This is a genomic window from Parahaliea maris (genome assembly GCF_008064665.1).
In the GTDB taxonomy this organism is placed as follows: Bacteria; Pseudomonadota; Gammaproteobacteria; order Pseudomonadales; family Halieaceae; genus Parahaliea; species Parahaliea maris.
Genome location: NZ_VRZA01000002.1, coordinates 548,037 through 571,767, shown reverse-complemented (window position 1 = coordinate 571,767; position 23,731 = coordinate 548,037). Strand labels below are relative to the sequence as shown.

Genomic DNA, 23,731 nt, shown 5'->3' with positions numbered 1-23,731 from the left:
CTCGGCAACCCCTGAGTATCGGGAAAGCCTGGTGGTACCGCGGTTAAGGTAACGAGCGCTGGTTAAAGTCCTTTCCTGAACAAGGTTGGCCAGCGTGTCGTGGTTGAAGCCAAGGCTCGTACGGGCGGGGCCCCATAGCGAACGTCGGCGGCCATGGATGGCCGCCGTCGAGCCTGACATGGATGTCTGCTTTTTGGCGGTTCGCGGAGGGGGCCCGCCCGTACGAGTCGCCCCCTCACCTGTTTCAGGCGAGAGCCACGGCCACGGGCATGAACTCACACGAGTAAGCCTCCCCGGCAGTGGCGACCGCCACCCAAGTTATTTCAGAGCCCCTTCAGTCCCGAGCCACAGATACAAAAAAGGCCCGCTAGAAAAGCGAGCCTTGAGTTGAGTAGCTGGTGCGAGGGCTAAACAGTTACGCCCTCCCCCACACCCGTTACATCAATGCGCCGGAGCCACATTCCCGATCATTACGTCGGGCTTCTTCTCCGTGACATGCTCCCCGGACAGCGCATAGTGCGCCGCCCGCAGGGCTTCGAGACGTGTTTCATAGTCACCAGAGCCGGGAACGCCGCCCATCACCCCGGACAGCACCTCGCGCACCTCGTCACTCATGCCCGCCAGGAACAGCGACTTGCCGCTGCCCTTGGCGTCGGTGGCGATGGTCTCGATGGCCAGTGCCGCCGACAGGTCCAGGAACGGCACCCGGGAGAAGTCGAGGATCATGATGCGGGTGCCGGGCTCACTGTGCTCGCGCACATGGTGACCGAGGTCCGCCGCGGCGCCGAAGCTCATCGGGCCACCGAAGTCGAACAGGGAGACCTGCTTGCGCATGTCCTCCAGCAGCTCCTTCTCCTCCGGGGAATCCAGGTGCTCCGGCAGGTTTTTCAGGCTTTCCACCTGGGCCTTGGCCACCTGGCGGACGAAGGCCAGGGCGGCGAGGACCACACCGGCGGCAACCGCGGTGATCAGGTCGACGAACACCGTCAGGCCCAGTACCAGCACCATCAGGGCCAGGTCCCAACGCGGGCCGCGGTGGGCGCGCTTGAGATAGCTCCAGTCGATGATGTCCAGACCCACCTTGACCAGGATACCGGCCAGCACGGCGTGGGGGATGTTGGCAGCCAGCGGGCTGAGGCCCAGTACGACGGCGAGCAGAACCAGGGCGTGGACCATGCCGGACAGGTTGGTGCGGCCACCGGTGCGGATGTTGACCACGGTACGCATGGTGGCACCGGCGCCGGCGATACCGCCGATCAGGCCGGCGATGCCGTTACCGATACCCTGCCCGATCAGCTCCTTGTTGGAGTCGTGGCGGGTGCGGGACATGTTGTCTGCCACCAGGGAGGTCAGCAGGCTGTCGATCGCGCCGAGGATGGCGAGGATAACCGCCGCCTCAACGACCAGGAACAGGCTGTCGCGGTCGAATACCGGCATGTGCAGGCTCGGCAAGCCGGTGGGGATGCTACCCAGCACGGGAATATCGAGTGCAAAGAACGCGATCAGGGTACCCGCTATCAGGGCTGCCAGCGGCGCGGGCAGGTACTTGCCCCACTGTGACGGCCACATGTAGGTGGCAGCCAGGGTACCAAGACCCAGTGCCAGGGCGGCAAAATTGATATCGCTCAGGGCGTGGGGCAGGTAAATCATCGCCGCCACCGGCTCTCCGGGGGGAGCGTGGCCCATCAGGCGGCCGAGCTGAAGGATGATGATGATCGCGCCGATGCCCGACATGAAGCCGGAAATCACCGGGTACGGCACCAGGCGAATGTACTGGCCCACCCCGAGAACGCCGAACACGATCTGCAGCACACCGGCCAGCATCACCGCGGTAAACACCAGTTCGACACTGCCTGACAGGCTGGCGACCAGCCCCGCCAGCACCACGACCATGGGGCCGGTGGGGCCGGAGATCTGGGAGGGGGTTCCGCCGAACAGGGCGGCGAAGAAGCCGACGGCGATGGCGCCGTAGAGGCCGGCCATGGGGCCGATGCCCGAGGCGACGCCGAGCGCGATGGCCAGTGGAAGTGCGACAACGCCGGCGGTAATACCGCCGGCGATATCGCCACGCACGTTACTGAAGTCGAGCTTGACCATGATCAGGCCTCCGCGGCGCTCTTGGCAGCCAGTTCAGCCCCCGTCAGCGGGGACATGCTGCGGGTGGGCTCGTCGTAAACCAGCACCTCGCCGGTGCCGATGTTGTATACCCAGCCGTGAAGCTGGACCTTGCCGGTCGCCAGTTTGGCGGCAACGGCGGGGTGAGTGCGCAGGTGCTGCAGCTGCAGGGCCACGTTTTCGGAGGTCACGCAGTCCAGGTGCTCGGCGCAGACTTCGCCCTTCTGCTCGCGCACCACTTCCACCGCGGCGCGGCAGTGGCCGAGCCACTCCTTGACGTGGGGCAGTGAAACGAGGGATTCCGGGCTCAGGGCGCCCTTCATCGCACCGCAGTCACTGTGGCCGCACACCACGATGTGGGTCACACCCAGCACCGCTACGGCGTACTCGATGGACGCGGTCATGCCGCCGGTATCGTTGCTGTGAGGCGGTACGACGTTGCCGGCGTTGCGCAGGATGAACAGTTCACCCGGCTCGGTCTGGGTGATCAGGCTGGGGTCGATACGGGAATCGGCGCAGGTGATGAACAGCACTTCGGGCTGCTGGCCGCCGGCGAGCTCACGGAAGCTGTCCGCCTTTTGCGGGAAAACTTCTTTCTGGAATTTGGCGATGCCGGATACAACGTGGTCCATGGTGGCTCCTCTCACGGATGGCTGAGTAGTGGATATTGGAAACTCTGACATGGAACTTATACTGATAATTTCATAGATGTATCTCTAATTTGTTGATAGGGTTAGGTTATCAATGTTCGTTCCAGGAGGGTACCGTGGCCCGCCAGAAATCCCCAACCGTGCGTCAACTCGAGTACTTTGAAGCGGTAGCGCGCATGCTGAATTACCGCAGTGCCGCCGACGAGCTGGAAATCAGCCAGCCGGCATTGACGGCGCAGATCAGCGCCCTCGAGAGCAGCCTCGGGGTCGCCCTGCTGGAGCGCTCCCGCAGCGGGACCCACCTCACGCCGGAAGGCCGGGAACTGCTACCCCACACCCGCGACGTACTGGCCGCCATGCGCACCCTGGAAGAGCGCGCGGCCGTGGTGAGCGAGGGTCGCCAGACAACCTATCGCCTCGGCGTTCCCCCGACGCTCGGTCCCTATCTGCTGCCTCACGTCATGCCGGAACTGCACAAGCGCTACCACAAACTCAAGCTCTACGTGCGCGAGCAACCACACCAGACACTGCTGCAGGAATTGCGCAACGGGTCCCTCGACATTGCGATTCTGCCGCTCCCGGTGAGGGCGGACGATCTCATTATCGAAGCGCTGTTCACTGAGCCGCTACGCTACGTGGTGCCCGCCGACCACTCACTCTCAGGCACTCCGGTGGTCCGCCCACGACAACTGCGCGGCGAACGCGTGCTCACCCTGGAAGCCCAACACCACATCCACAGCCTGGTAAAAAGTGTCTGCGACAAGTTGGGGGCGTCCATCGAGCGTGACTACGAGGGCACCAGCCTCGACACGCTGCGCCAGATGGTCGTGATGGGGCTCGGAACCGCGTTTTTGCCGGCCCTGTACATCCACTCGGAAATGCACAAACCGGAAGCGCTTTACGTTTGCCAGGTGGAGGGCATGCCCCTGGTGCGCGATCACGGCCTGGCCTGGCGGGCCGGAGCCCCGAGCCGACATTTTTATCGCGAACTCGCCGGGGATATCAGGGAGTTTGTGGACCTCAGGCTGGGCGACGTAGTGAGACCTGCCAATACCCCGGGGCGCGGCGGGAAGCGGTAATTTTCCGGCCAAAGCCGGCGCAACCTGGCGATTCAAGGTACACTTACCCACATTCTCCGGCCTCCCTGAAGGCCCCCGTAATCAGCGCAGGAGCAACACCGCATGTCCGCCATTGTCATCAGCGGCACCGGCCTCTACACCCCCCCGAACTCCATCACCAACGCCGAACTGGTGACCGCCTTCAACGCCTGGGTAGACGACTACAATCGCGACAATGCCGAGGCCATCGAGCGCGGTGAATTGCCAGCCCTTGGCCATTCCTCCGAGGAGTTCATCGTCAAGGCATCGGGCATCAAATCCCGCTACGTAGTCGACAAGACGGGGATTCTCGACCCCGCCCGCATGGCCCCCAACATTCCCGAGCGCAGCAACGAGGAACCCTCGGTGCAGTGTGAAATGGCGGTTGCCGCCGCGCGCGACGCCATGGCCCAGGCCGGCAAAAGTGCTGCGGATATCGACGCCGTCATTGTCGCTGCGTCGAATATGCAGCGCCCCTACCCCGCCATGGCGGTGGAAATCCAGGCGGCCCTGGGCATCGAGGGTTTCGGCTTCGACATGAACGTAGCCTGCTCCTCTGCGACCTTTGGCATCCAGCAGGCCCGTGACGCGATTGCCAACGGCAGCGCGCGCTGCGTATTGATGGTGAACCCGGAAATCTGCAGCGGGCACCTGAATTTCCGTGACCGCGATTCGCATTTCATTTTCGGGGATGTCTGCACTGCGGTGATCGTGGAGCGCGAGGAAGACGCCACCAGCACCGACTGCTACCGCATTCTCGACAGCAAGTTGCAGACCATGTTTTCCAACAATATCCGCAATAACTTCGGCTTCCTCAACCGCGGGGACGAGTCCGGCATCGGCAAGCCGGACAAACTGTTCGTGCAGGAAGGCCGCAAGGTGTTCAAGGAAGTGTGTCCCGCCGTTGCCAGGCAGATGTCAGCACAACTCGAGCAACTGGATATCCCCGCCACCAGCCTGCGCCGCATGTGGCTGCACCAGGCCAACCTGAGCATGAACCAGTTGATTGCCAGAAAGGTACTGGGGCGTGAGGCCACCGCCGAGGAAGCGCCCACCATTCTCGATGAGTACGCCAACACCAGTTCCGCCGGCTCGGTCATCGCCTTCCACAAGCACCGCGCTGACCTCGTCAGTGGCGACCTGGGCGTACTCTGCTCCTTCGGTGCCGGCTACAGTATCGGCAGCGTCGTTCTCCAGAAGTGCTAGGGCCTGATGGCCCTGCCCGGCTTCAGGCCAGCAGGGCCTGAAGCGCCTCGATCAACGCCTCGCAGTCTTCCCGTGACCCGATACTGATGCGAAGATACTGGTTGATCCGGGGCTTGTCGAAGTAGCGCACTACGATGCCCTGCTCCCGCAGGGCCTGAAACAGATCCGCAGCGTTGCGTTCCGGATGGCTGGCAAAAACAAAGTTTGCCGCAGACGGCAGGCAGCGAAAGCCCAGTCCGGCCAGGGCCTGTTGCAGCCACTCCCGATTGTCTACCACCGCCTGGCAACCGGCCTGGAACCAGGCCTCGTCCTCGATAGACGCCACGGCCGCGCGCTGGGCCACGACGTCCAGGGGGTAGGAATTGAAGCAGTTCTTCACCCGCGAAAGCCCCTCGATGAGCTCATCCTGGCCCAGCGCATATCCCACCCGCAGGCCAGCCAAGGCCCGCGACTTGGACAGCGTGTGTACGACCAGCAGGTTGTCAAACTCCGGAATCAGCGCCGCAGCAGATTCACCGCCGAAATCGATATAGGCCTCGTCCACCACCACGACGCTGTCGCGGTTCGCTTCCAGCAACTGGCGAATCTCCGCCAGCGACAGCAGCACTCCGGTGGGTGCGTTGGGGTTGGGCAGGATGATGCCACCGTTGGGGCGCTGGTAGTCAGCGACGTCGACGCGAAAGTCCTCGTCCAGGGGCACGCGCTCGAATTCGATACCGTAAAGCCCCGCCCACACCGGATAGAAGCTGTAAGTAATATCGGGAAAAAGAATGGGTTTCGGGTGCTGCAGCAGGCCGAGGAAGGCGTGAGCCAGGACCTCGTCAGAGCCGTTGCCCACAAACACCTGCGAGGGAGCGAGGCCAAAACGACGGGCAAGGCTTTCGCGCAGGGCCACCGACTCCGGGTCGGGGTAGCGCCTGAGCATGTCGCCGGAAGTAGCGGCAATCGCTTCCAGCACCCGCGGCGAGGGCTCTACCGGGGACTCGTTGGTATTGAGCTTGATCAGGCGCTTGTGACGCGGCTGCTCCCCTGGCACGTAGGGAGTGAGCTTGTGTGTCACGGCACTCCAGAAACGACTCATGGACTTCCTCCACCCGGCGCAGGTACAGACAAAAAAGCCCGGTAGGATACCGGGCTTTTCTGCGTGCAATGCCGACTCTGGAAAACCGGTCATCGCAAATTGTATGGCGTCCCCTAGGGGGTTCGAACCCCTGTTCCCGCCGTGAAAGGGCGGTGTCCTGGACCACTAGACGAAGGGGACGCAGCGCTTCCGACCTGTCGATCAGAAGCGCGGTATTTTACTGATGCGGGCGGTCATTGCAAGCGTTGCAGCAGCTTAAAATCAAAAGCGTCAGCTGTTGCGTTCCGACTCCTCTACGTGGGCGACCAGCTCATCCGGTTCGACGTGGCGCACATCCAGCCCTCGAACCAGGTACACCACGTGCTCCGAGATATTGCTGGCGTGGTCACCGACACGCTCGAGGCTGCGCAGGGCCCACATTTCGTTGATCACCGCCCCGATGGTGCGCGGATCTTCCATCATGAAAGTGATCAGGCTGCGCATGGCCGTCGAGTACTCGGCGTCGACCGAGCGATCAGCGACAATGGTTTCCACCGCCATATCCACATCCAGCCGGGCGAAGGCATCCAGCGACTTGCGCAGCATGTTGGCCACGTGGCCACCGATATGGCGAATCTCGACGAAGTTGCTGGGTGAGGCATCCTCCTCGGACAGGCGCACGGCCTGGCGGGCGATTTTGGAGGCCTCGTCACCGATCCGCTCGAGATCGGTGGTCACCTTGGCAATGGTAAATACCAGGCGCAGGTCTGACGCGGCCGGCTGGCGCCGGGCGAGGATGCGCGAGCACTCCTCGTCGATGCTCACCTCGAGCTGGTTGACGAGTTCATCGTTGACGATGATTTCCTCGGCCAGGCCGCTGTCGCGACTCAACAGGGACTCTACCGCGCGGGCTACCTGTTGCTCGACCAGGCCACCCATCTCCAGCAAATGGTTTTTCACCGCCTCCAGTTCGGCGTTGAACTGGGCCGAAATGTGCTGCCTGTAGCTATCCTGCTGAAACATCCTGCCTCTCCTGGGGGCGACTCGCTCAACCGTAACGACCGGTAATGTAATCTTCCGTCTGCTTCTTGGCCGGGTTGGTAAACAGGCTGTCGGTCTGGTCGAATTCGACGAGTTTGCCCATGTACATAAAGGCGGTCATGTCCGACACCCGTGCCGCCTGCTGCATATTGTGCGTGACTATCACTATAGTGTAGCGGGATTTGAGCTCATAGATGAGCTCTTCAATTTTCAGCGTGGAAATCGGGTCCAGGGCCGAGGCCGGTTCATCCAGCAGCAAGACATCCGGCTCCACCGCGATGGTCCGGGCAATCACCAGGCGCTGTTGCTGGCCACCGGACATGCCCAGGGCGTTTTCGTGCAGGCGATCTTTCACCTCATCCCACAGCGCGGCGGCGCGCAGGGATTTTTCCACCACCTCGTCCAGCACCCGTTTCTTGTTGAGCCCCTGGATGCGCAGGCCATAGGCGACATTCTCATACACGGTCTTGGGGAACGGATTGGGTTTCTGGAATACCATGCCCACCCGGCGCCGGAGGCTTGCCGCGTCGACCCGCGGATCGTAGATATTTTCACCCTCCAGCAACAGCTCACCGGTTACACGGCAGCCATCGATCAGGTCGTTCATCCGATTGATACAGCGCAGCAAGCTCGATTTACCACAGCCACTGGGGCCGATGAAAGCCGTGACCCGCTGCCGGGGAATGTCCAGGTTGATGTCGTACAACGCCTGGGTGTCGTTGTTATAAAACAGGCTGAGATTGCGCATCGCCAGGCTGGTGGGCAGTACTTCCTGTCCGGACTTCACCGCCGAACGACGCAGGGCCTGAATGTCGATCACGTGTTCTGCCATGGTTCGACTAGTTCTCCAGTGATTTGTAGCGCTCGCGCAAGTGGTTGCGCAGGGTAACCGCGGTCAGGTTCAGCAAGGCAATCAGGACGACGAGTAACAGCGCGGTAGCATATACCAGCGGCCGCGCCGCCTCCACGTTGGGACTCTGGAAGCCGACGTCGTAGATGTGGAACCCCAAATGCATGAATTTCTGATCGAAGTGCAGGAAGGGGTAGTTACCGTCCACCGGCAGCGAGGGGGCGAGCTTGACCACACCCACCAGCATCAGTGGCGCCACCTCCCCCGCCGCCCGGGCCACCGCGAGAATCAGGCCGGTCATCATCGCCGGACTGGCCATCGGCAGGACAACGCGCCAGAGCGTCTCTGCCCGGGTTGCACCCAGGGCCAGGCTGCCCTCCCGGATCGATACCGGGATACGGTCGAGCCCCTCCTCGGTGGCCACAATCACCACCGGCAGGGTCAGCAGGGCGAGTGTCAGCGACGCCCACATGAGCCCCGGTGTACCAAAGGTCGGGCTCGGCAGGGCCGCGGCGAAAAACAGCTCGTCCAGTTCACCGCCAACAAAGTAGACGAAAAACCCCAGCCCGAACACGCCGTAAACAATGGATGGCACACCGGCGAGGTTGTTAACCGCCACCCGGATGATGCGGGTGACAAACCCCTGGTGCGCATATTCCCGCAGGTAGACGGCGGCCAGCACCCCGAAGGGCGCAACGATAATCGACATCAGGATTACCATGATGACCGTGCCGAAAATGGCGGGATACACACCGCCCTCGGTATTGGCCTCGCGGGGTTCATCGCTTAAGAACTCCCACAGTTTCTCCAGGTACAGGGCGCACTTCTGCCAGCGGTTCATGGCATTGGGCTGGTAGGCTCGCACCACCTTGGCGACCGGCAACTCGACAAGCTGCCCATCGGCGAGACGCACCGTGTAGGACGCGCCCTGAATACTCTGGTAGAGCGCCTGCAACTGCACATGCAGCACGTCGTACTCGGCATCCAGTTGCGCTCTCGCAGTTGCCAGGTCCGCCTGGGCAGCCGCGTCGAGCTCGCCGTCCAGCTCCAGAGAGCGTTGCTGCAGACGCAGGCGCTCCATCCGGTGGTTGATACCGCCAATCTCGTCGCGCTCGATATGGCGGATCTCGTCCCGCACCTGGCGGGTATCGGCAATCAGCCCCTGAAAAGCGGGCCAGAGCCTATCCGAGGCGCCGGTATCCGCCAGGATCCTGTCATCGACCCGAACGGACTGCAGCTCCCCGTAGAGGTTACCCCACTCCAGTCGCTCGACGACCGCCACGGAAGGCGGATAGGCCCGCGGCCCCATATGCTCGTCGAGCACCCAGATAAAGTCACTGTCGAAATATTCGCGATTACCCTGCTTGATCAGGGAGCGCCCGTAAAGCGGCCCTGGGCCCGTGAGTTCAAACCCGGCTTCTCGCAACTGCTGGGCGGGCACTTGCGCCCAATCCACCACCTCTCCCAACAACCGCTGTTCTGCGCCCGCGTAGGCGGTACTCACCGCCATGACATCGCGCGGCCAGAAGTGGCCGAAGCCGCGCACTGCCAGCAGCAGAAGCAGTCCCAGCACAGCAACGACGCTGAGGCTGACGGCAGCGGCGTTCAGCCAGATCATCGGCTCCCCGCTGCGCATCCAGGTCAGTGGCCCCCTGTGGCCCCGCGCGTGAATATCCGGCTGAGTCATCAGAGCGACCCGTACCGGCTGCGCAGCCGCTGGCGAATCAGTTCGGCAATGGTGTTGACCACGAAGGTGAACAGGAACAGCACGAAGGCCGCGAGGAACAGAATCCTGTAGTGGGTGCTGTTCACTTCCGCCTCCGGCATCTCGATGGCGATGTTGGCTGACAGGGTGCGCATCCCTTCAAAGATGTTGGCGTCCATGATCGGGGTATTGCCCGTGGCCATCAGCACGATCATGGTCTCCCCGACCGCGCGCCCAAGGCCGATCATAAGACCGGAGAAAATACCCGGGCTGGCGGTGGGCAATACCACGCCGGTCAGGGTCTGCCAGGGTGTCGCCCCAAGGGCCAGGCTGCCATCACTGAGATGACCGGGAACCGAGAATATTGCATCCTCGGCGATAGAGAAGATGGTCGGTATCACCGCCATGCCCATGGCAATACCCACCACCAGGGAATTGCGCTGGTCGAAAGAAACACCCAGTTCGCGACCGATCCACAGGCGCATGTCACCGCCAAACAGCAGCTGCTCCAGGGGGCCATTGAGGGCAAAGCCCAGATAGCCGATCAATACCACGACGGGAATCAGCAGTGCGGCATCCCAACCGTCCGGTACTCGCCGGCGAATCGCCAGGGGCAAGTGAGAAAACAGGTAGGCGAACAGCAGGATGCCTATGGGCATCAACACCAGGAAGGAGAAGATGCCCGCCAGCCTGTCCTCGACAATCGGCGCCAGCCACAGGCCCGCGAGAAACCCCAGAATCACCGTTGGCAGGGCCTCCATCAACTCGATCAGTGGCTTGACCTTGCGACGCAGGGTGGGGGCCATGAAGTAAGCCGTATAGATCGCCCCGCAAATCGCCAGCGGTGCCGCAATCAGCATGGTGTAGAAGGCCGCCTTGAGGGTGCCGAAGGCCAGCGGGGCGAGACTGTACTTGGGTTCAAAATCGTTGTTGGCGGCAGAGGATTGCCAGATGTGGGCGGGCTCATCGTGGCTTTCGTACCACACCTTCTGCCATAGGGCCGACCAGGATATGTCGGGGTGTTCGTTATCCACCGCCCAGGAGTGCAGGGTGTTTGCGGTGTCTACTGCAATCAGCGTGTCACCCCGGGGTGAAATCGCCGCCTGACCTGCAAGATCCATCCCGGTGGCCTGGACGTAGAGGCGACGGTGAGCGGTGGTATGGAAAATCTGCAGCTCCCCGCTTCGCCCCAGCGCGACAAAGCCCTTGCGCCGCTGTTCAGGCACCAGTTGCCGAACAACGACCCCGCCGGTATCGAAGCTCCTCACCCGCTGCAGTTGATGGCCGCCCCGCCCGTCGCGCACCATGAAATACTGGTGCAGTTTCCCTGCTTCAGAAGCTGCCAGCAGCGATATGTCACCCAGCAGCATCGCGCTGGTGGCCAACGCTGCACCATTCTCAAAAAGGCGCCCCTGATCGACAATCGTTGCAACACCAGCGTCCTCACCCGACTGCAGGTCGAGCACAACGTAGCCGCCGTCCTGATCCAGACGGTAAAGCCAGCGCTGCCCCGCGCCGAGGTAGAGCGCCGCCGACTGCCCCGGCAGCGCGGGCAAGCGCAGCGTGGATGGCTCCAGGCTTGATTCCCCGGTCAGCGGATTCTGCTGGCGCCGGAAGCGCAATCCGCGCAGCCCCTCCCCTGCCAGCTCTGCCACCAGCAGCAGGCCGTCCTCGCTATCCTGAACGGCCAGGGCAGCCACAGCGCCAGTGCCGAGGCGAAGCTCCCGGTCGGGGTACAGTGAACGCAGGGAGGGCGTAATAACCCGGCGACCCTCGGGATAGCCCAGGCGGTAATCAGAACGCAGCAGATTGACCGAGCCATCCGCATGACCCAGCGCCAGTGTTCGCCCCCCGGCGGCAGCGCCGGCCAGCACCGTCACTGGCGCGCGCCCGGCGCCGAGCTCACGGCGACTGATGATCCGCCCGTCCGCCACTCTGAAAAAGATGGCCTCGCCGCCCGCCGAAACCGCGAGCCCCACTTCGCCCTGCTCTTCCAGCGACAGGTAGGCCGGCGGCGCGCCGCCCTGCCAGGTATCGGGCGTGTTGTCCGCTACCGAAGTGCCACCAAACAGCGGCAACACTTCATAGAGCAAATAAAAGAAAATCAGGAGAATGGCCAGCAGCACGGCGGCCCCCCCGGCGGTGACTCCCACCGTGGCCAACCTGTCCCTGTAGCGCCGGGCCTTTTCCCGGTTCGCGGGAATATGCAGTGACAGGTCTACCATCACTACAGCCCCAGCTCGGCAGCAAAGCGCTCTACCATCATTGCTGGTAGAGGGATGTAACCATCTTTCACGACGACTTCCTGGCCCTGCCGGGAGTAAACGAGACGCAGGAATTCCCGCTCCATCGGGGCCAGGGGCTTGCTGGGCTCCTTGTTGACATAAACGTAGAGAAAGCGTGCCAGCGGATAGGCACCGGTGACTGCATTCTCCGCAGTCGCGGCCACGGTTTCACCGCCAGAGTGCCTGCTCAGCGGTACCGCGCGGACGCTGGAGGTGTTGTAGCCGATGCCGGAATAACCAATGCCATTCAGGGAGGTCGAAACCGACTGGACGACGGATGCGGAACCTGGCTGCTCATTCACGTTATTTTTGAAATCGCCCTTGCACAGGGCCTCTTCCTTGAAATAACCGTAGGTACCCGACACTGAGTTGCGGCCGAACAATTGCATATCACGCGTGGCCCAGGAGCCCCCGAGCCCCAGCGCTCCCCAACGCCGAATGTCACCGCTGCGGCCACACAGCCGGGTGGAGGAAAAGACGGCATCCACATCCTCAAGTGACATGCCACCAATGGGGTTGTCACTGTGCACATAGACCGCAAGGGCATCGATCGCCAGGGGGACCGCGGTGGGCTTGTAACCATAACGGCTTTCGAAGGCCTCGATTTCCTTGTCCTTCATCTTGCGGCTCATCGGCCCCAGGTTAGCCGTGCCCTCAGTGAGGGCCGGGGGCGCCGTAGACGAGCCGGCGGCCTGAATCTGTATGGTGACGTTGGGATAGGCGCGCTTGAACTCTTCCGCCCAGAGGGTCATCAGGTTGGCCAGGGTGTCCGAGCCAATACTCGACAGTTTCCCCGACACCCCGCTGGCGACCTGGTAATCCTTCAGTGCCTGATCGACCCCCGCAGCCGCCAGCGGGGCGGCGAGCGCCAACCCGAGGGCAACGACAATGGTCCTGATCGATCTCATGAATGGCTCCTGAATGCCCGTTTTATTGTTCACTCCCGAATGCTACGGACCCGCCGGGTTCAGGGCAATGGAAACACCATCCTGAAGGTGCTGCCCTCTCCCAGTCGGCTTTCAATCTGCAACTCCGCCTGGTGGGAGGCAGCCACGTGTTTGACGATCGCAAGCCCCAGCCCGGTGCCGCCGGTTTGCGACGAGCGGCTGTCGTCGACCCGGTAGAAGCGCTCGGTCAAACGCGGCAAGTGGCTCTCGGCGATTCCCATACCCCGGTCCACCACCGACAGCGCCGCCTTTTGCCCCTCCAGTTCGCCCCAGCGTTGCCAGCGCAGGGTCACCGGCGTGTCCTCGGGGCTGTACTTGAAGGCATTGATTACCAGGTTGGACACCGCGCTGTGCAGTTCCCGGTAGTCGCCGAGCACCTTGCAGTCACATTCCAGTTCCAGGTCCAGGCGCCGCTCCGGATAGGTGGTGAACAGCTCGTCGTGCAGCTCCTGCAACAGGGCGGGTACGTCCACCTGCTTGTGCTTGGGCGTGCTCTCCACGCTCTCGATGCGCGACAGCCAGAGCAGGTCCTTGAGCAGGTTTTCCATGCGCTGGGCCTGCTGGTCCATCTGCTGCAGCGGGCGCACGAAGCGGGGCTCGAGCTGGTCGCCATAGGCGAGTATGGTTTCCAGGTAACCCTTGATCACCGTCAGCGGTGTGCGCAACTCGTGGGAGACGTTGCCGACGAAATCACGGCGCATCTGTTCCAGCTGGGCCACCTTGGTGATATCGCGGGCGAACACCAGGCGGTCGCCTTCACCGAAGGTCGTGATTTCGAACTGCACGATCTGGCGGCGCTCGTTACCCAGGTTCAACTTCAGTGGCTCGCTGAAATCACCGGACAGAAAGTACTGGTTAAAGGCGGGGATACGCACCAGGTTGAGCAGCGCCTGGCCCTGGTCACGGGGAATCTGCAGGCCGAGCATTTTCTGCGCCGCCGTATTGCTCCACTCGATGGCGCCGGTACCGTCCACCATGACCACGCCGTCGCGCATGGCGGCGAAAGAATCCTGCAGGTAGTCCACCGTGGACTGCAAGCGCTGGTAGCTCTCGCGGTTGCGGCGTTGCAGGTGATAGATCTCGTCGTAGACCTCGCCCCAGATACCCACGCCCTCGGGGGCGAGTTGTTCCGGGTTCTCGAGCCAGCGGTGAACACGCAGTAACTGGCGCAGCCAGTACAGGGTGATGCCCACCAGGGCGATGGCCAGGGCCAGCCACGGGCGCCCGACCAACCAGCCGAGGCCGGCACTGACGAGGACTAACAAGCCGAGTCGCTGGAGCTCCAGCAGCCAGCTACCCGGGGCTCTCACCGCGCGGGGACTCCCCGGCTGGAGAAGCGGTAGCCGGTGCCGCGCACCGTCTGGATGAGGTCGCTGTAGTCGTGCTCAGGGGTCTGCAGGGCCTTGCGCAGGCGGCGAATATGCACGTCCACCGTGCGCTCTTCCACATAGACATTGGCGCCCCACACCTGGTCGAGCAACTGGTTGCGGGTATAGGCCCGCTCCGGGTGCGACATGAAAAACTGCAGCAGGTTGAACTCCGTGGGGCCCATATCGACCGGCTCATCGGCGAGGAAAATGCGCCGGCTCTCGCCGTCGAGCACCAGGTCGGCCACCTGGATGCGGTCCTCCTCGTCGCCACCGGCTACCCGGCGCAGCAGGGCCTTGATGCGGGCAATCAGCTCCCGCGGGGCGAAGGGTTTGGTGATGTAGTCGTCGGCGCCGACATCCAGTCCCTGGATCACGTTGTCCTCGGCCGTCTTGGCAGTGAGCATGACCACCGGAATATCCCTGGTGGTGTCATTCCGCTTCAGGCGTCGCAACAGTTCGAGGCCGCTGCCACCCGGCAGCATCCAGTCCAGCAGAATGATATCGGGGCGCTCATCCACCACCTGGGTAAAGGCGTCGTGGATGTTTTCAGCCTCCAGGCAGCGAAACTCGGCGATCTCCAGCGCCATCCGCAGCATGTCGCGAATGGCGAATTCGTCGTCGACAATCAGTACCTTACGTTCATTCATGGGTCAATAATTCCCGATAGCTCCATTTCAGGGAGTCTATTAGATGATGAAATTATGACAAGCTCATGACATGCAGGGCAAATGCCACCATAGCGGTGGCATTCACCCCCAAATCCGCCAAAACAGCCGCGATCAACGCAGGCTGGCGTTGATATTCTGCAAAACCTTGTTCCCCGGGCACAGGTCTTCCTCCACCAGGGTGTTCAGGGGCCGACGGCTGGTCTCCAGCACCTCGTGCAGGTCGTGGGAGTCCTTGTTCATGTAGATCAGCCCGGTGAGGATCTGGCCGGCACTGCGATAGCGCTCCAGCGCCAGCATGGCGGAGCTGCGATCGAAGGGGTCCAGGTCATCGGACAGCTTGTGCAGGTGCAGGACCGAGCCGTCGTGCAGGGTGACTTCCTGGCTGTGGCCCGGCTCATAGGAGGTGGTGATTTCCTCGCGCATGGGCACGAAGTCCACGGTGCCGGTGGCCGCTGCGTGCTCGCGAACAAACTCGTAGCTCTTGGTGGAGGCGGCGTTGTTGTTGAACGTCACGCAGGGAGAGACCACATCAATAAGGGCGAAACCGCGATGGGTCATGGCCGCCTTGATCAGCGGCACCAGCTGGTCCTTGTCACCGGAAAAGGACCGTGCCACGAAGGTCGCCCCCAGCTGCAGCGCCAGCCCCGGGAGGTCGATGGCGCCGAAGGGGTTGGGGTCGCCCTTCTTGCTGGCGGAGCCCTCGTCGGCGGTGGCCGAATCCTGGCCCTTGGTGAGACCGTAGCAACCGTTGTTCATGACGATGTACACCATGTTGAGGTTGCGGCGGATGGCGTGGGTGAACTGCCCCATGCCGATGGACGCCGTATCGCCGTCTCCCGATACCCCCAGGTACATCAGCTCGCGATTGGCCATGGCTGCCCCGGTCACTACCGAAGGCATGCGCCCGTGCACGGAGTTGAAGCCGTGGGACTTGCCCAGGAAATAGGTGGGCGCCTTGGAGGAGCAGCCGATGCCGGAAAGCTTGGCAATCTTGTGGGGCTCCAGCGACAGCTCGTGGCAGGCGCGAACAATGGAGCCGGAAATGGAATCGTGGCCACAGCCGGCACAGAGTGTGGAAATGGCGCCCTCGTAGTCGGCGCGGGTGTAACCCAGCTCATTGACCGGGAGGTCGGGGTGGCGAAACTTCGGAACCTGGTAGCTCATCGTTTATTCTCCATTGCCGACCACGCGCTCGCGGTGCAGCGGCGTGACATTGTGGCCGGGCATCTGCATCAGGATCTGCTTGCGGATGTTGCGGGCGCTGATGGGGGTGCCGTCGAAGCAGAGCACGGACTTCAGCTTGTCCGGCCCCAGTTCGAACTCGGCCATCAACAGGGTGCGCAGCTGGGCGTCGCGGTTCTGCTCGATGACAAACACCCGCTCGTGCTCCGCCAGGAAGGCCTCCACCTCGTCGTTGAAAGGGAAGGCCCGGACCCGCATGGCATTCAGGTAGATCCCTTCTTCGGCCAGGTAGTCCATGGCCTCCCGGGAGGACTCCTCGCTGGTACCGTAGAACAACACCGCGGTGTCGGTGTCGCTGCCGCAACGGACCACTTCCGGCTTCGGCACGTGCTGCTTGATGGTTTCCCATTTCGCCATCAGGCGATGCATGTTCTTTTCGTATTCCTCGCCGCGCTCGGTGTACACGGCGTACTCGTCGCGGGAGGTTCCCCGGGTAAAGAAGGCGCCCTTCTCCGGATGGGTACCGGGATAGGTGCGGTAGCAGATGGCGTCTCCGTCCACGTCCAGGTAGCGCCCGTAGCGCTCCATCTGGTCCAGGTCCTCGGCGCTCAGCACCTTGCCCCGGTCGTACTTGCGATCGTCGTCCCAGTCCAGCGGCTCGGACATGTTGTCGTTCATGCCCAGGTCCAGGTCCGTCATCAGGATGATCGGCGTCTGCAGACGCTCGGCCAGGTCGAAAGACGCGGCCCCCATGTCGAAGCACTCTTTCGGCGTCGACGGGAACAGCAGAACCTGTTTGGTGTCGCCGTGGGAGGCATAGGCCGCCGACAGTACGTCCGACTGCTGGGTGCGGGTGGGCATGCCGGTTGACGGCCCCGCCCGCTGCACATCGAACAGCACGGTGGGAATTTCCGCAAAATAGGCGAGGCCGAGGAACTCGCTCATCAGCGACAGGCCGGGGCCGCTGGTGGCGGTAAAGGCGCGGGCCCCGTTCCAGCTGGCACCAATCACCATCCCCATGGCGGCGAGTTCGTCCTCTGCCTGGACAATGGCGTAATTGCGCGAGCCCGTGCCCGGATCGATGCGCAGGCGCTTGGCATAGCGCTCGAAAGCGTCCACCACCGAGGTGGACGGGGTAATCGGGTACCAGGCGGCCACCGTGGCGCCGCCATAGACAGCACCGAGGCCCAGGGCAGTGTTGCCATCAAGCAGGATCTTGTCGCCCACCTTGTCGCTCTTGCGCACGCGGATGCCAATGGGGCACTCGAGGTTGGCCTTGACGTACTGGTGGCCGAGTTCCAGTGCGTGGATATTGGGCAGCACCAGTTTTTCCTTGCCCTTGAACTGGTCACCCACCAGTTCAGTGATCACGCCGAAGTCCATATCCAGCAGCGCCGCCAGCGCGCCGACGTAGATCACGTTCTTGAACAGCTGCCGCTGGCGCGGGTCCTTGTACTGCTCGTTACAGATCCGGGTCAGTGGCAGACCGATGATATTGACGTCGTTGCGGATCAGCCGCAGGTCCAGCGGCTTGGTGTTGTCGTAGATGAAGTAACCGCCCGGCTCCACTTCGCGGATGTCCTGGGGCATGCTCTGGGGATTGACCGAGAGCATGATATCGATACCGCCACGGCGCCCGAGGTAACCCTTCTCACTCACCCGGACTTCATACCATGTCGGCAGGCCCTGGATATTGGAGGGAAAAATGTTCTTGGGGCTGACTGGCAGCCCCATGCGGAACAGGGCCTTGGCGAACAGGTTGTTGGCACTGGCGGAACCGGTACCGTTGACGTTGGCGAACTTGATAACAAATTCGTTGACGGCTTCCAGAGACTTCATGCTGTTTGCCCCGCTTTGGTCACGCCGTAGAAAAATTTCTGCATGTCCCAGGCCGTGGTCGGACAACGCTCGGCACACAGCCCGCAGTGCAGGCACACGTTTTCATCCTTGACCATTACCCGCGTGGTGGGCAGTGACTCGGAAACGTACAGGTCCTGGGCCAGGTTACCCGCAGGCGCGCTGAGCCGGGTTCGCAGTTCCTCTTCCCCGGCGTTGCCGACAAAGCTGATGCAGTCCGTTGGGCATATATCCACACAGGCGTCGCACTCGATGCAGCGATCTTCCTGGAATACCGTCTGCACGTCGCAGTTGAGACAGCGCTCCGCCTCCTTGAAGCCCATGCCCTGGTCAAAGCCGAGTTCAACCTCCACCTTGCGATCGCCGAGGGCCTTTGCCAGGGGTGCCAGGGGCACCACGTAGCGCTCGTCGGATTCCACGGCGTTGTCGTAACTCCACTCGTGGATACCCATCTTCTGGCTGACCAGGTTGGTGAACGGCGCCGGGCGGTTCTGCACAGACTCGCCTCGACAGTACAGGTCGATGCTGATGGCGGCCTGGTGACCGTGGGCCACTGCGGTAATCACGTTTTCCGGGCCAAAGGCCGCGTCGCCGCCGAAGAATACTTTCTCGTTAGTGGACTGGAAACTGGTGGCGTCCACCACCGGCATGTCCCACTTGTCGAAGTCGATATCGACGTCGCGCTCAATCCAGGGGAAGGCGTTTTCCTGGCCAATGGCCATGAGGACGTCATCCGCTTCCATGAATACCAGGTCTTCACCGGTGGGCACCAGGCTGCGCTTGCCGTTCTCGTCGTACTTCGCCTCGACCTTTTCAAACAGCATACCCTTGAGTTCACCATCCTCGAGGACAAACTCTTTCGGCGTGTGGTTGTCGTAGATCGGGATCCCCTCATGCATGGCATCCTCCTTCTCCCAGGGGGAGGCCTTCATATCGGCAAAGGGACTGCGCACCACCACCCGGACATCCTCGCCACCCAGGCGTTTCGAGGTACGGCAACAGTCCATCGCGGTGTTACCACCACCGAGCACCAGCACTCTCTTGCCGATCTTGTGGGTGTGTTCGAAGGCCACACTGGACAGCCAGTCGATGCCGATATGCACCGCGTCGCCGGCCTCTTCCAGGCCCGGCAGGTCGAGCCCCTTGCCGCGGGGCGCACCGGTGCCGACAAACACCGCGTCGTAACCCTTGTCCAGGATCGAGCGCATGCTGGTCACTTCGGTGTCGAAGAAGGTGGTCACCCCCATGTCGAGGATGTAGTTGACCTCCTCGTCGAGCACCTGGATCGGCAAGCGGAAGGAGGGAATCTGGCTGCGCATCATGCCGCCGCCGGCCATCTGGTTGTCGTAAATGTCGATGTCGTAACCCAGCGGCATCAGGTCGCGAGCCACGGTCAACGAGGCCGGGCCGGCACCAATGCAGGCGATGCGCTTGCCGTTTTTCTGTCGCGGTATCTCCGGCAGGAGATCGGCAATGCTGTCCTTGTTGTCGGCCGCCACCCGTTTCAGGCGGCAGATGGCCACCGGCTCCTTCTCCACCCGGCCGCGGCGGCAGGCTGGTTCGCAGGGTCTGTCGCAGGTACGGCCGAGCACACCGGGAAACACATTCGATTCCCAGTTGATCATGTAGGCTTCGGTGTACCGCTGGGCGGCAATCAGGCGAATGTATTCCGGTACCGGGGTGTGGGCAGGACAGGCGTACTGGCAGTCCACCACCTTGTGAAAGTACTCGGGGTTCTTTACATCTGTTGGTTCCACGGCAGCGCTTTACTCCCGCGCGGTAGCTTTGCTCCGCGCCTGTTATAAACGTGTGCCGAGTTTGTCACAGCTACCGTGGATTTTCACCCGCTGATGCAAGGCTTTTCGGTGAAATTACCGACACTTCACGCCCAATGACAGTGCACGGGTGGGATGTTAAACCGCGTTGCCCGGGACCCTAGAAAATGCCGAAGAACCAGCCGTCATCCTGGAGATCCTCTTCGCAACTGGCCAGCTGCGAAGAGTAGCTCGCCGCGCGCCGGTTGACCTTGGCGGCCACGCCCTGCAGCCAGCCCTTGCTGCGATAGCTGCCACGGTTATAGCCGCTGTGTCCCTCGTGGTAGGCGAGATAGAGATGATAGGCGTCGTCCCGGGAAATACCGCTGCGCTTCCAGGACTGGTGGTTGTACCAGCCGATAAAGTCGATGGCGTCGGCAAAGTCGTCACGGTCGGCGCCGTAGCGCCCGGCATCGCGCTTGTAGCTCTTCCAGGTGGACCCCAGGGCCTGGCTGTAGCCGTAGGAATCCGAGGGGCGCGGCCCGGGAATAAAACCGAAAATCTTCTTGCGCGGGGGTTTGGCCTTGGCAACGAATTTTGATTCCTGGTGCATGATCGCCATCATTACCGGGATGGGGCTGCCCCACTCGTCCCGGGCGTCCGCCGCATCCTCGTACCAGTCATCTTTTTCCCGGAATATACTGCAGATGTTGTCCACGTTATCGGGCGTGGACGTGGCACAGCCCCCGAGCGCCAGCAGGATGGCCAGGGCCAGCAGGCGCGGCAGCGGGTTCATGGCGCCACCCCGTGACCGGCCAGCAGCGCGAGGAAGGCGGCCTCATCGATCACTTCCACGCCGAGCTGCTCGGCCTTGGCCAGCTTGGAACCCGCACCGGGTCCGGCGACCACCCGGGTGGTTTTCGCAGATACGCTCCCCGCCACCTTGGCCCCGAGGTCCTGCAGGTGATTCTTGGCCTCGCTGCGCCCCATGGATTCCAGGGTACCGGTGACCACCCACGTCTCGCCCTGCAGCGGCAACTCTTCCGCTGCGCGCACTTCCACGTTATCCCAGTGCACACCTTCCGCGCGCAGTTTCTCTACCACTGCCATGATCGCCTTGTCGTCAAAGAATTGGCGCAGGTGATCGGCGACCACCGGCCCCACGTCCGGGACTTCCAGCAATTTCTCTTCCGGCGCTGCAGCCAGGGCCTCCCAGGACCCGAAAAACTGCGCCAGGTTGCGTGCCGTAGCCTCCCCGACTTCGCGAATGCCCAGCGCGTAGATGAAGCGCTCCAGGGTGGTGGACTTGCTGGCCTCCAGGGCGTCGAGCAATTTGTCGGCGGACTTGTCACCCATACGCTCGAGGTCCAGCAGGGTCGGCTTGTCGAGTGTGTACAGCCCCGCAGCGTTCTCCAGCAGTTCGCGGTCCACCAGCTGCTCGATCAGCTTGTCGCCCAGACCGTCGATATCCATTGCCTTGCGCGAAACGAAATGCCGCAGGGCGGCCTTCTGCTGGGCGGCGCAGACCAACCCGCCCATGCAGCGCAAGACAGCTTCGTCCGCCTCCCGCTCCACGGCCGAGCCGCACACCGGGCAGGTTTCCGGGAACTCGACGGCGCTGGCGTCCGCCGGGCGTTTTTCCAGCACCACCGACACCACCTGGGGAATGACGTCGCCCGCCCGGCGCACAATGACATGATCACCCACCATGACGCCGAGCCGCTCGATCTCGTCGCTGTTGTGCAGGGTCGCATTACTCACGGTGACGCCGCCCACAAACACCGGCTCGAGCCGGGCTACCGGTGTGATCGCACCGGTTCGACCCACCTGGAATTCAACCGCGAGCAGGCGGGTCATTTCCTCCTGGGCAGGAAACTTCCGGGCGATCGCCCAGCGCGGGGCGCGCGACACGAAACCCAGCCGCTGTTGCAGCGCCAGGTCATTGACCTTGTAGACGATGCCATCGATGTCGTAAGGCAGACTGTCCCGGCGCTCGGCGAGTCGCTGGTAATAGGCGTCACAGGCGGCAAAGCCCTGCACCACCTCGGATTCGGGATTGATCCGCAGGCCCCATTCGTGCAACAGGTCGAGAATATCGGATTGCCGCACCGGCAAATCCCCGCCCTCATAAAGGCCAACGCTGTAACAGCACATCTGCAGCGGACGCTGGGCAGTGAGCCGGGCGTCGAGCTGGCGCAGGGTTCCCGCGGCGGCGTTACGCGGATTGACAAAGGTTTTCTCGCCCTGCTCCCGGGCGCGGGCGTTAAGCGCCTCGAAGCCCGCTTTGGGGAGATAGATTTCACCGCGGACTTCCAGCAGCGCCGGGTATCCGCTACCGCGCAGGCGCAGCGGCACCGACTGGATGGTACGCACGTTGTGGGTAATGTCTTCCCCGGTGGTGCCGTCACCACGGGTGGCACCCCGCTCCAGTACGCCGTCCCGGTACAACAGGCTGACCGCGATGCCGTCGAGCTTGGGCTCGCAGGCGTATTCCAACTCGGTGTCAGGGGGCAGCTTCAGGCGCTCCAGTACCCGCCGGTTGAAATCGCCCAGCTCCTCGGCGCTGAAGGCGTTGTCGAGGGACAGCATGGGGAGTTCGTGGCGAACCTGGGTGAATCCTGCCAGCGGCTCGGCGCCCACCCGCTGGCTTGGGGAGTCCGGGCGCAACAGCTGCGGATGGGCCGTTTCGAGCTCCGTTAACCGGCGCATAGCCCGGTCGTATTCGGCGTCGGGAACGCTGGGGTCGTCGAGGACGTAGTATTGGTAGTTCCAGTTCTCCAGCTGCTCACGCAGCGTGGCGAGCTCCTGCTCGACGGGGAGTTGACTCACGTGTGCTTCTCGATGGTCGTATTACGTGCCGGTCGCCGTGGCTCGCCGGGCTGCTTCAGCGAGCCTTCGCCAGCAGGCGCCTCTCCAGGTCGCGAATCTGCTGGCGGGCGTGCTCCAGGGTCTGCCGGGTCAGCACGCTGCGGGTCTCGTCCAGCACGTCGCCCTTGAGGTTACGGGCCACAGCCTGGGCGGTTTCCAGCATGTAGTCGTAGGCTTTCATCATGTCGTCCGGCCCGGGCAGGGTGACAAAGAACACCAGGCCCTGGGTGGTGAAGTCGGCCATGTTGTCGATGTCGAACACACCCGGCTGCAACATGTTGGCCACGCTGAACTGGATGGGGCCGCGGCCGGTGTCATGCTCGTGGCGATGGAAGAAGTTCATGTCACCAAACCGCAGCCCGCAGGCGAGCAGGATTTGCATGATGTCATCACCGCGGAAGCCCTGGGGGTCCCGGGCGACCACGTTGAGCATGAACACTTCGGGGTCGATGTCCCGGGGCAGGTGGGCACGGGCCTGGCTGACCTGGGGTTCCGGTTTCGACTCTGCTTCCAGGGCATCCAGCCAGTCCAAGTTTTCCGGCTCGTCGCTGGAACTCATGCCGGTGAGCAATTCCACCTCGTCTTCCACCGGGGGCGGTGCCGGTTTCCGGCTGGCCGGGGCAGGCTTTTCCACAACGGTGTCGCGAGGCACAGGCTGGGCGGGCTCCGCCGGCTGGGCGCTACGCTCTTGTTCAGTTTGCTGTGCGGCTTCCTTTGCCACTGCCGCTTTCACCTCGGCCGCCTCGGCTTTCGCCACTCGGGCGGGAGCAGGCTCCGGGCGCTCGTCGAAGTCGTTCTCGTACGCGTCCTCATACTCGTCGTCGGCGCCGCGATCGACCACCCGCGCGCCGCCGTTGGGCAGTTCTTTCAGCCACGCCAGGTCGATATCCCGCTCGCGCCGCTCGCCGCCCTCGCTGTCACCACTGTCTCCAGCGGTGGCGAGTTTCATACGCACCGGCGCCCGCCGGTCCTGGTAGATTCGCCGCCAGGCATCCGCGAGCACTGCCAGTATCAGCAGCGCCCCGATGATGACCATCCAGTCCCGAATCGTTAAGTCCGCCATATCCCTCGCGCCC

General features: G+C 62.9%; 18 protein-coding genes and 1 tRNA gene. 2 read left to right on the top strand and 17 right to left on the bottom strand.

Features of this window, described 5'->3' with window-relative positions; translation table 11 throughout:
- Window positions 1-441: 441 nt before the first annotated feature.
- Both FV139_RS06940 and FV139_RS06935 read right to left on the bottom strand, forming a co-directional pair.
- Complete coding sequence (locus FV139_RS06940; protein ID WP_148067519.1) at window positions 442-2,097, bottom strand: SulP family inorganic anion transporter; 1,656 nt, start codon at window positions 2,095-2,097, stop codon at window positions 442-444.
- A gap of 2 nt (window positions 2,098-2,099) precedes the next feature.
- Window positions 2,100-2,747, bottom strand: coding sequence for a carbonic anhydrase (locus FV139_RS06935; protein WP_148067518.1), 648 nt, complete (start codon window positions 2,745-2,747; stop codon window positions 2,100-2,102).
- 134 nt (window positions 2,748-2,881) lie between these two features.
- Between FV139_RS06935 and FV139_RS06930 the strand changes: the two genes are divergently transcribed.
- Window positions 2,882-3,844 carry a hydrogen peroxide-inducible genes activator gene (locus tag FV139_RS06930; protein ID WP_235898571.1) on the top strand — a complete coding sequence of 321 codons (963 nt, stop codon included), beginning with the start codon at window positions 2,882-2,884 and terminating at the stop codon, window positions 3,842-3,844.
- A 102-nt stretch (window positions 3,845-3,946) separates the two neighbouring features.
- Window positions 3,947-5,068: a beta-ketoacyl-ACP synthase III gene (locus tag FV139_RS06925; RefSeq protein WP_148067517.1), complete on the top strand. Its 1,122-nt coding sequence runs from the start codon at window positions 3,947-3,949 to the stop codon at window positions 5,066-5,068.
- A gap of 22 nt (window positions 5,069-5,090) precedes the next feature.
- Here the strand turns inward: FV139_RS06925 and hisC are convergent, their stop codons facing one another.
- The 15 genes from hisC to zipA all read right to left on the bottom strand — a co-directional run bounded on the left by hisC (window position 5,091) and on the right by zipA (window position 23,718).
- Complete coding sequence (gene hisC, locus FV139_RS06920; RefSeq protein WP_148067516.1) at window positions 5,091-6,149, bottom strand: histidinol-phosphate transaminase; 1,059 nt, start codon at window positions 6,147-6,149, stop codon at window positions 5,091-5,093.
- Window positions 6,150-6,253: 104 nt separating this feature from the next.
- A tRNA-Glu gene (locus FV139_RS06915) sits at window positions 6,254-6,329 on the bottom strand.
- Between the two features lie 90 nt (window positions 6,330-6,419).
- Window positions 6,420-7,151 carry a phosphate signaling complex protein PhoU gene (gene phoU, locus FV139_RS06910; protein ID WP_148067515.1) on the bottom strand — a complete coding sequence of 244 codons (732 nt, stop codon included), beginning with the start codon at window positions 7,149-7,151 and terminating at the stop codon, window positions 6,420-6,422.
- 25 nt (window positions 7,152-7,176) lie between these two features.
- Window positions 7,177-8,001, bottom strand: a complete 825-nt coding sequence (pstB, locus tag FV139_RS06905) for a phosphate ABC transporter ATP-binding protein PstB (protein WP_148067514.1) — start codon at window positions 7,999-8,001, stop codon at window positions 7,177-7,179.
- Between the two features lie 7 nt (window positions 8,002-8,008).
- Window positions 8,009-9,706: a phosphate ABC transporter permease PstA gene (pstA, locus tag FV139_RS06900; protein ID WP_148067513.1), complete on the bottom strand. Its 1,698-nt coding sequence runs from the start codon at window positions 9,704-9,706 to the stop codon at window positions 8,009-8,011.
- Window positions 9,706-11,949, bottom strand: coding sequence for an ABC transporter permease subunit (locus FV139_RS06895; protein WP_148067512.1), 2,244 nt, complete (start codon window positions 11,947-11,949; stop codon window positions 9,706-9,708). The genes pstA and FV139_RS06895 overlap by 1 nt, the downstream gene beginning before the upstream one ends.
- Window positions 11,950-11,951: 2 nt before the next feature.
- The gene (locus tag FV139_RS06890) at window positions 11,952-12,917 is read right to left on the bottom strand and encodes a PstS family phosphate ABC transporter substrate-binding protein (RefSeq protein WP_148067511.1); all 966 of its coding nucleotides are present in this window, start codon (window positions 12,915-12,917) and stop codon (window positions 11,952-11,954) included.
- Window positions 12,918-12,976: 59 nt separating this feature from the next.
- Window positions 12,977-14,266, bottom strand: coding sequence for a phosphate regulon sensor histidine kinase PhoR (gene phoR / locus FV139_RS06885; RefSeq protein ID WP_148067510.1), 1,290 nt, complete (start codon window positions 14,264-14,266; stop codon window positions 12,977-12,979).
- A complete protein-coding gene (phoB, locus tag FV139_RS06880) occupies window positions 14,263-14,973 on the bottom strand; it encodes a phosphate regulon transcriptional regulator PhoB (RefSeq protein WP_148067509.1) in 711 nt (236 codons plus the stop codon). The genes phoR and phoB overlap by 4 nt, the downstream gene beginning before the upstream one ends.
- A 132-nt stretch (window positions 14,974-15,105) precedes the next feature.
- Window positions 15,106-16,158: a 2-oxoacid:ferredoxin oxidoreductase subunit beta gene (locus FV139_RS06875; RefSeq protein ID WP_148067508.1), complete on the bottom strand. Its 1,053-nt coding sequence runs from the start codon at window positions 16,156-16,158 to the stop codon at window positions 15,106-15,108.
- Window positions 16,159-16,161: 3 nt separating this feature from the next.
- Window positions 16,162-18,015 (bottom strand): 2-oxoacid:acceptor oxidoreductase subunit alpha, encoded by a 1,854-nt coding sequence (locus FV139_RS06870; protein ID WP_148067507.1) that lies wholly within the window; start codon window positions 18,013-18,015, stop codon window positions 16,162-16,164.
- Window positions 18,012-19,790, bottom strand: a complete 1,779-nt coding sequence (locus FV139_RS06865) for an FAD-dependent oxidoreductase (RefSeq protein ID WP_148067506.1) — start codon at window positions 19,788-19,790, stop codon at window positions 18,012-18,014. The genes FV139_RS06870 and FV139_RS06865 overlap by 4 nt, the downstream gene beginning before the upstream one ends.
- A gap of 178 nt (window positions 19,791-19,968) precedes the next feature.
- Window positions 19,969-20,583: a transglycosylase SLT domain-containing protein gene (locus FV139_RS06860; protein ID WP_148067505.1), complete on the bottom strand. Its 615-nt coding sequence runs from the start codon at window positions 20,581-20,583 to the stop codon at window positions 19,969-19,971.
- Complete coding sequence (gene ligA, locus FV139_RS06855; RefSeq protein ID WP_148067504.1) at window positions 20,580-22,616, bottom strand: NAD-dependent DNA ligase LigA; 2,037 nt, start codon at window positions 22,614-22,616, stop codon at window positions 20,580-20,582. The genes FV139_RS06860 and ligA overlap by 4 nt, the downstream gene beginning before the upstream one ends.
- A 55-nt stretch (window positions 22,617-22,671) precedes the next feature.
- Window positions 22,672-23,718, bottom strand: a complete 1,047-nt coding sequence (gene zipA / locus FV139_RS06850) for a cell division protein ZipA (protein WP_148067503.1) — start codon at window positions 23,716-23,718, stop codon at window positions 22,672-22,674.
- Between the last annotated feature and the right edge of the window lie 13 nt (window positions 23,719-23,731).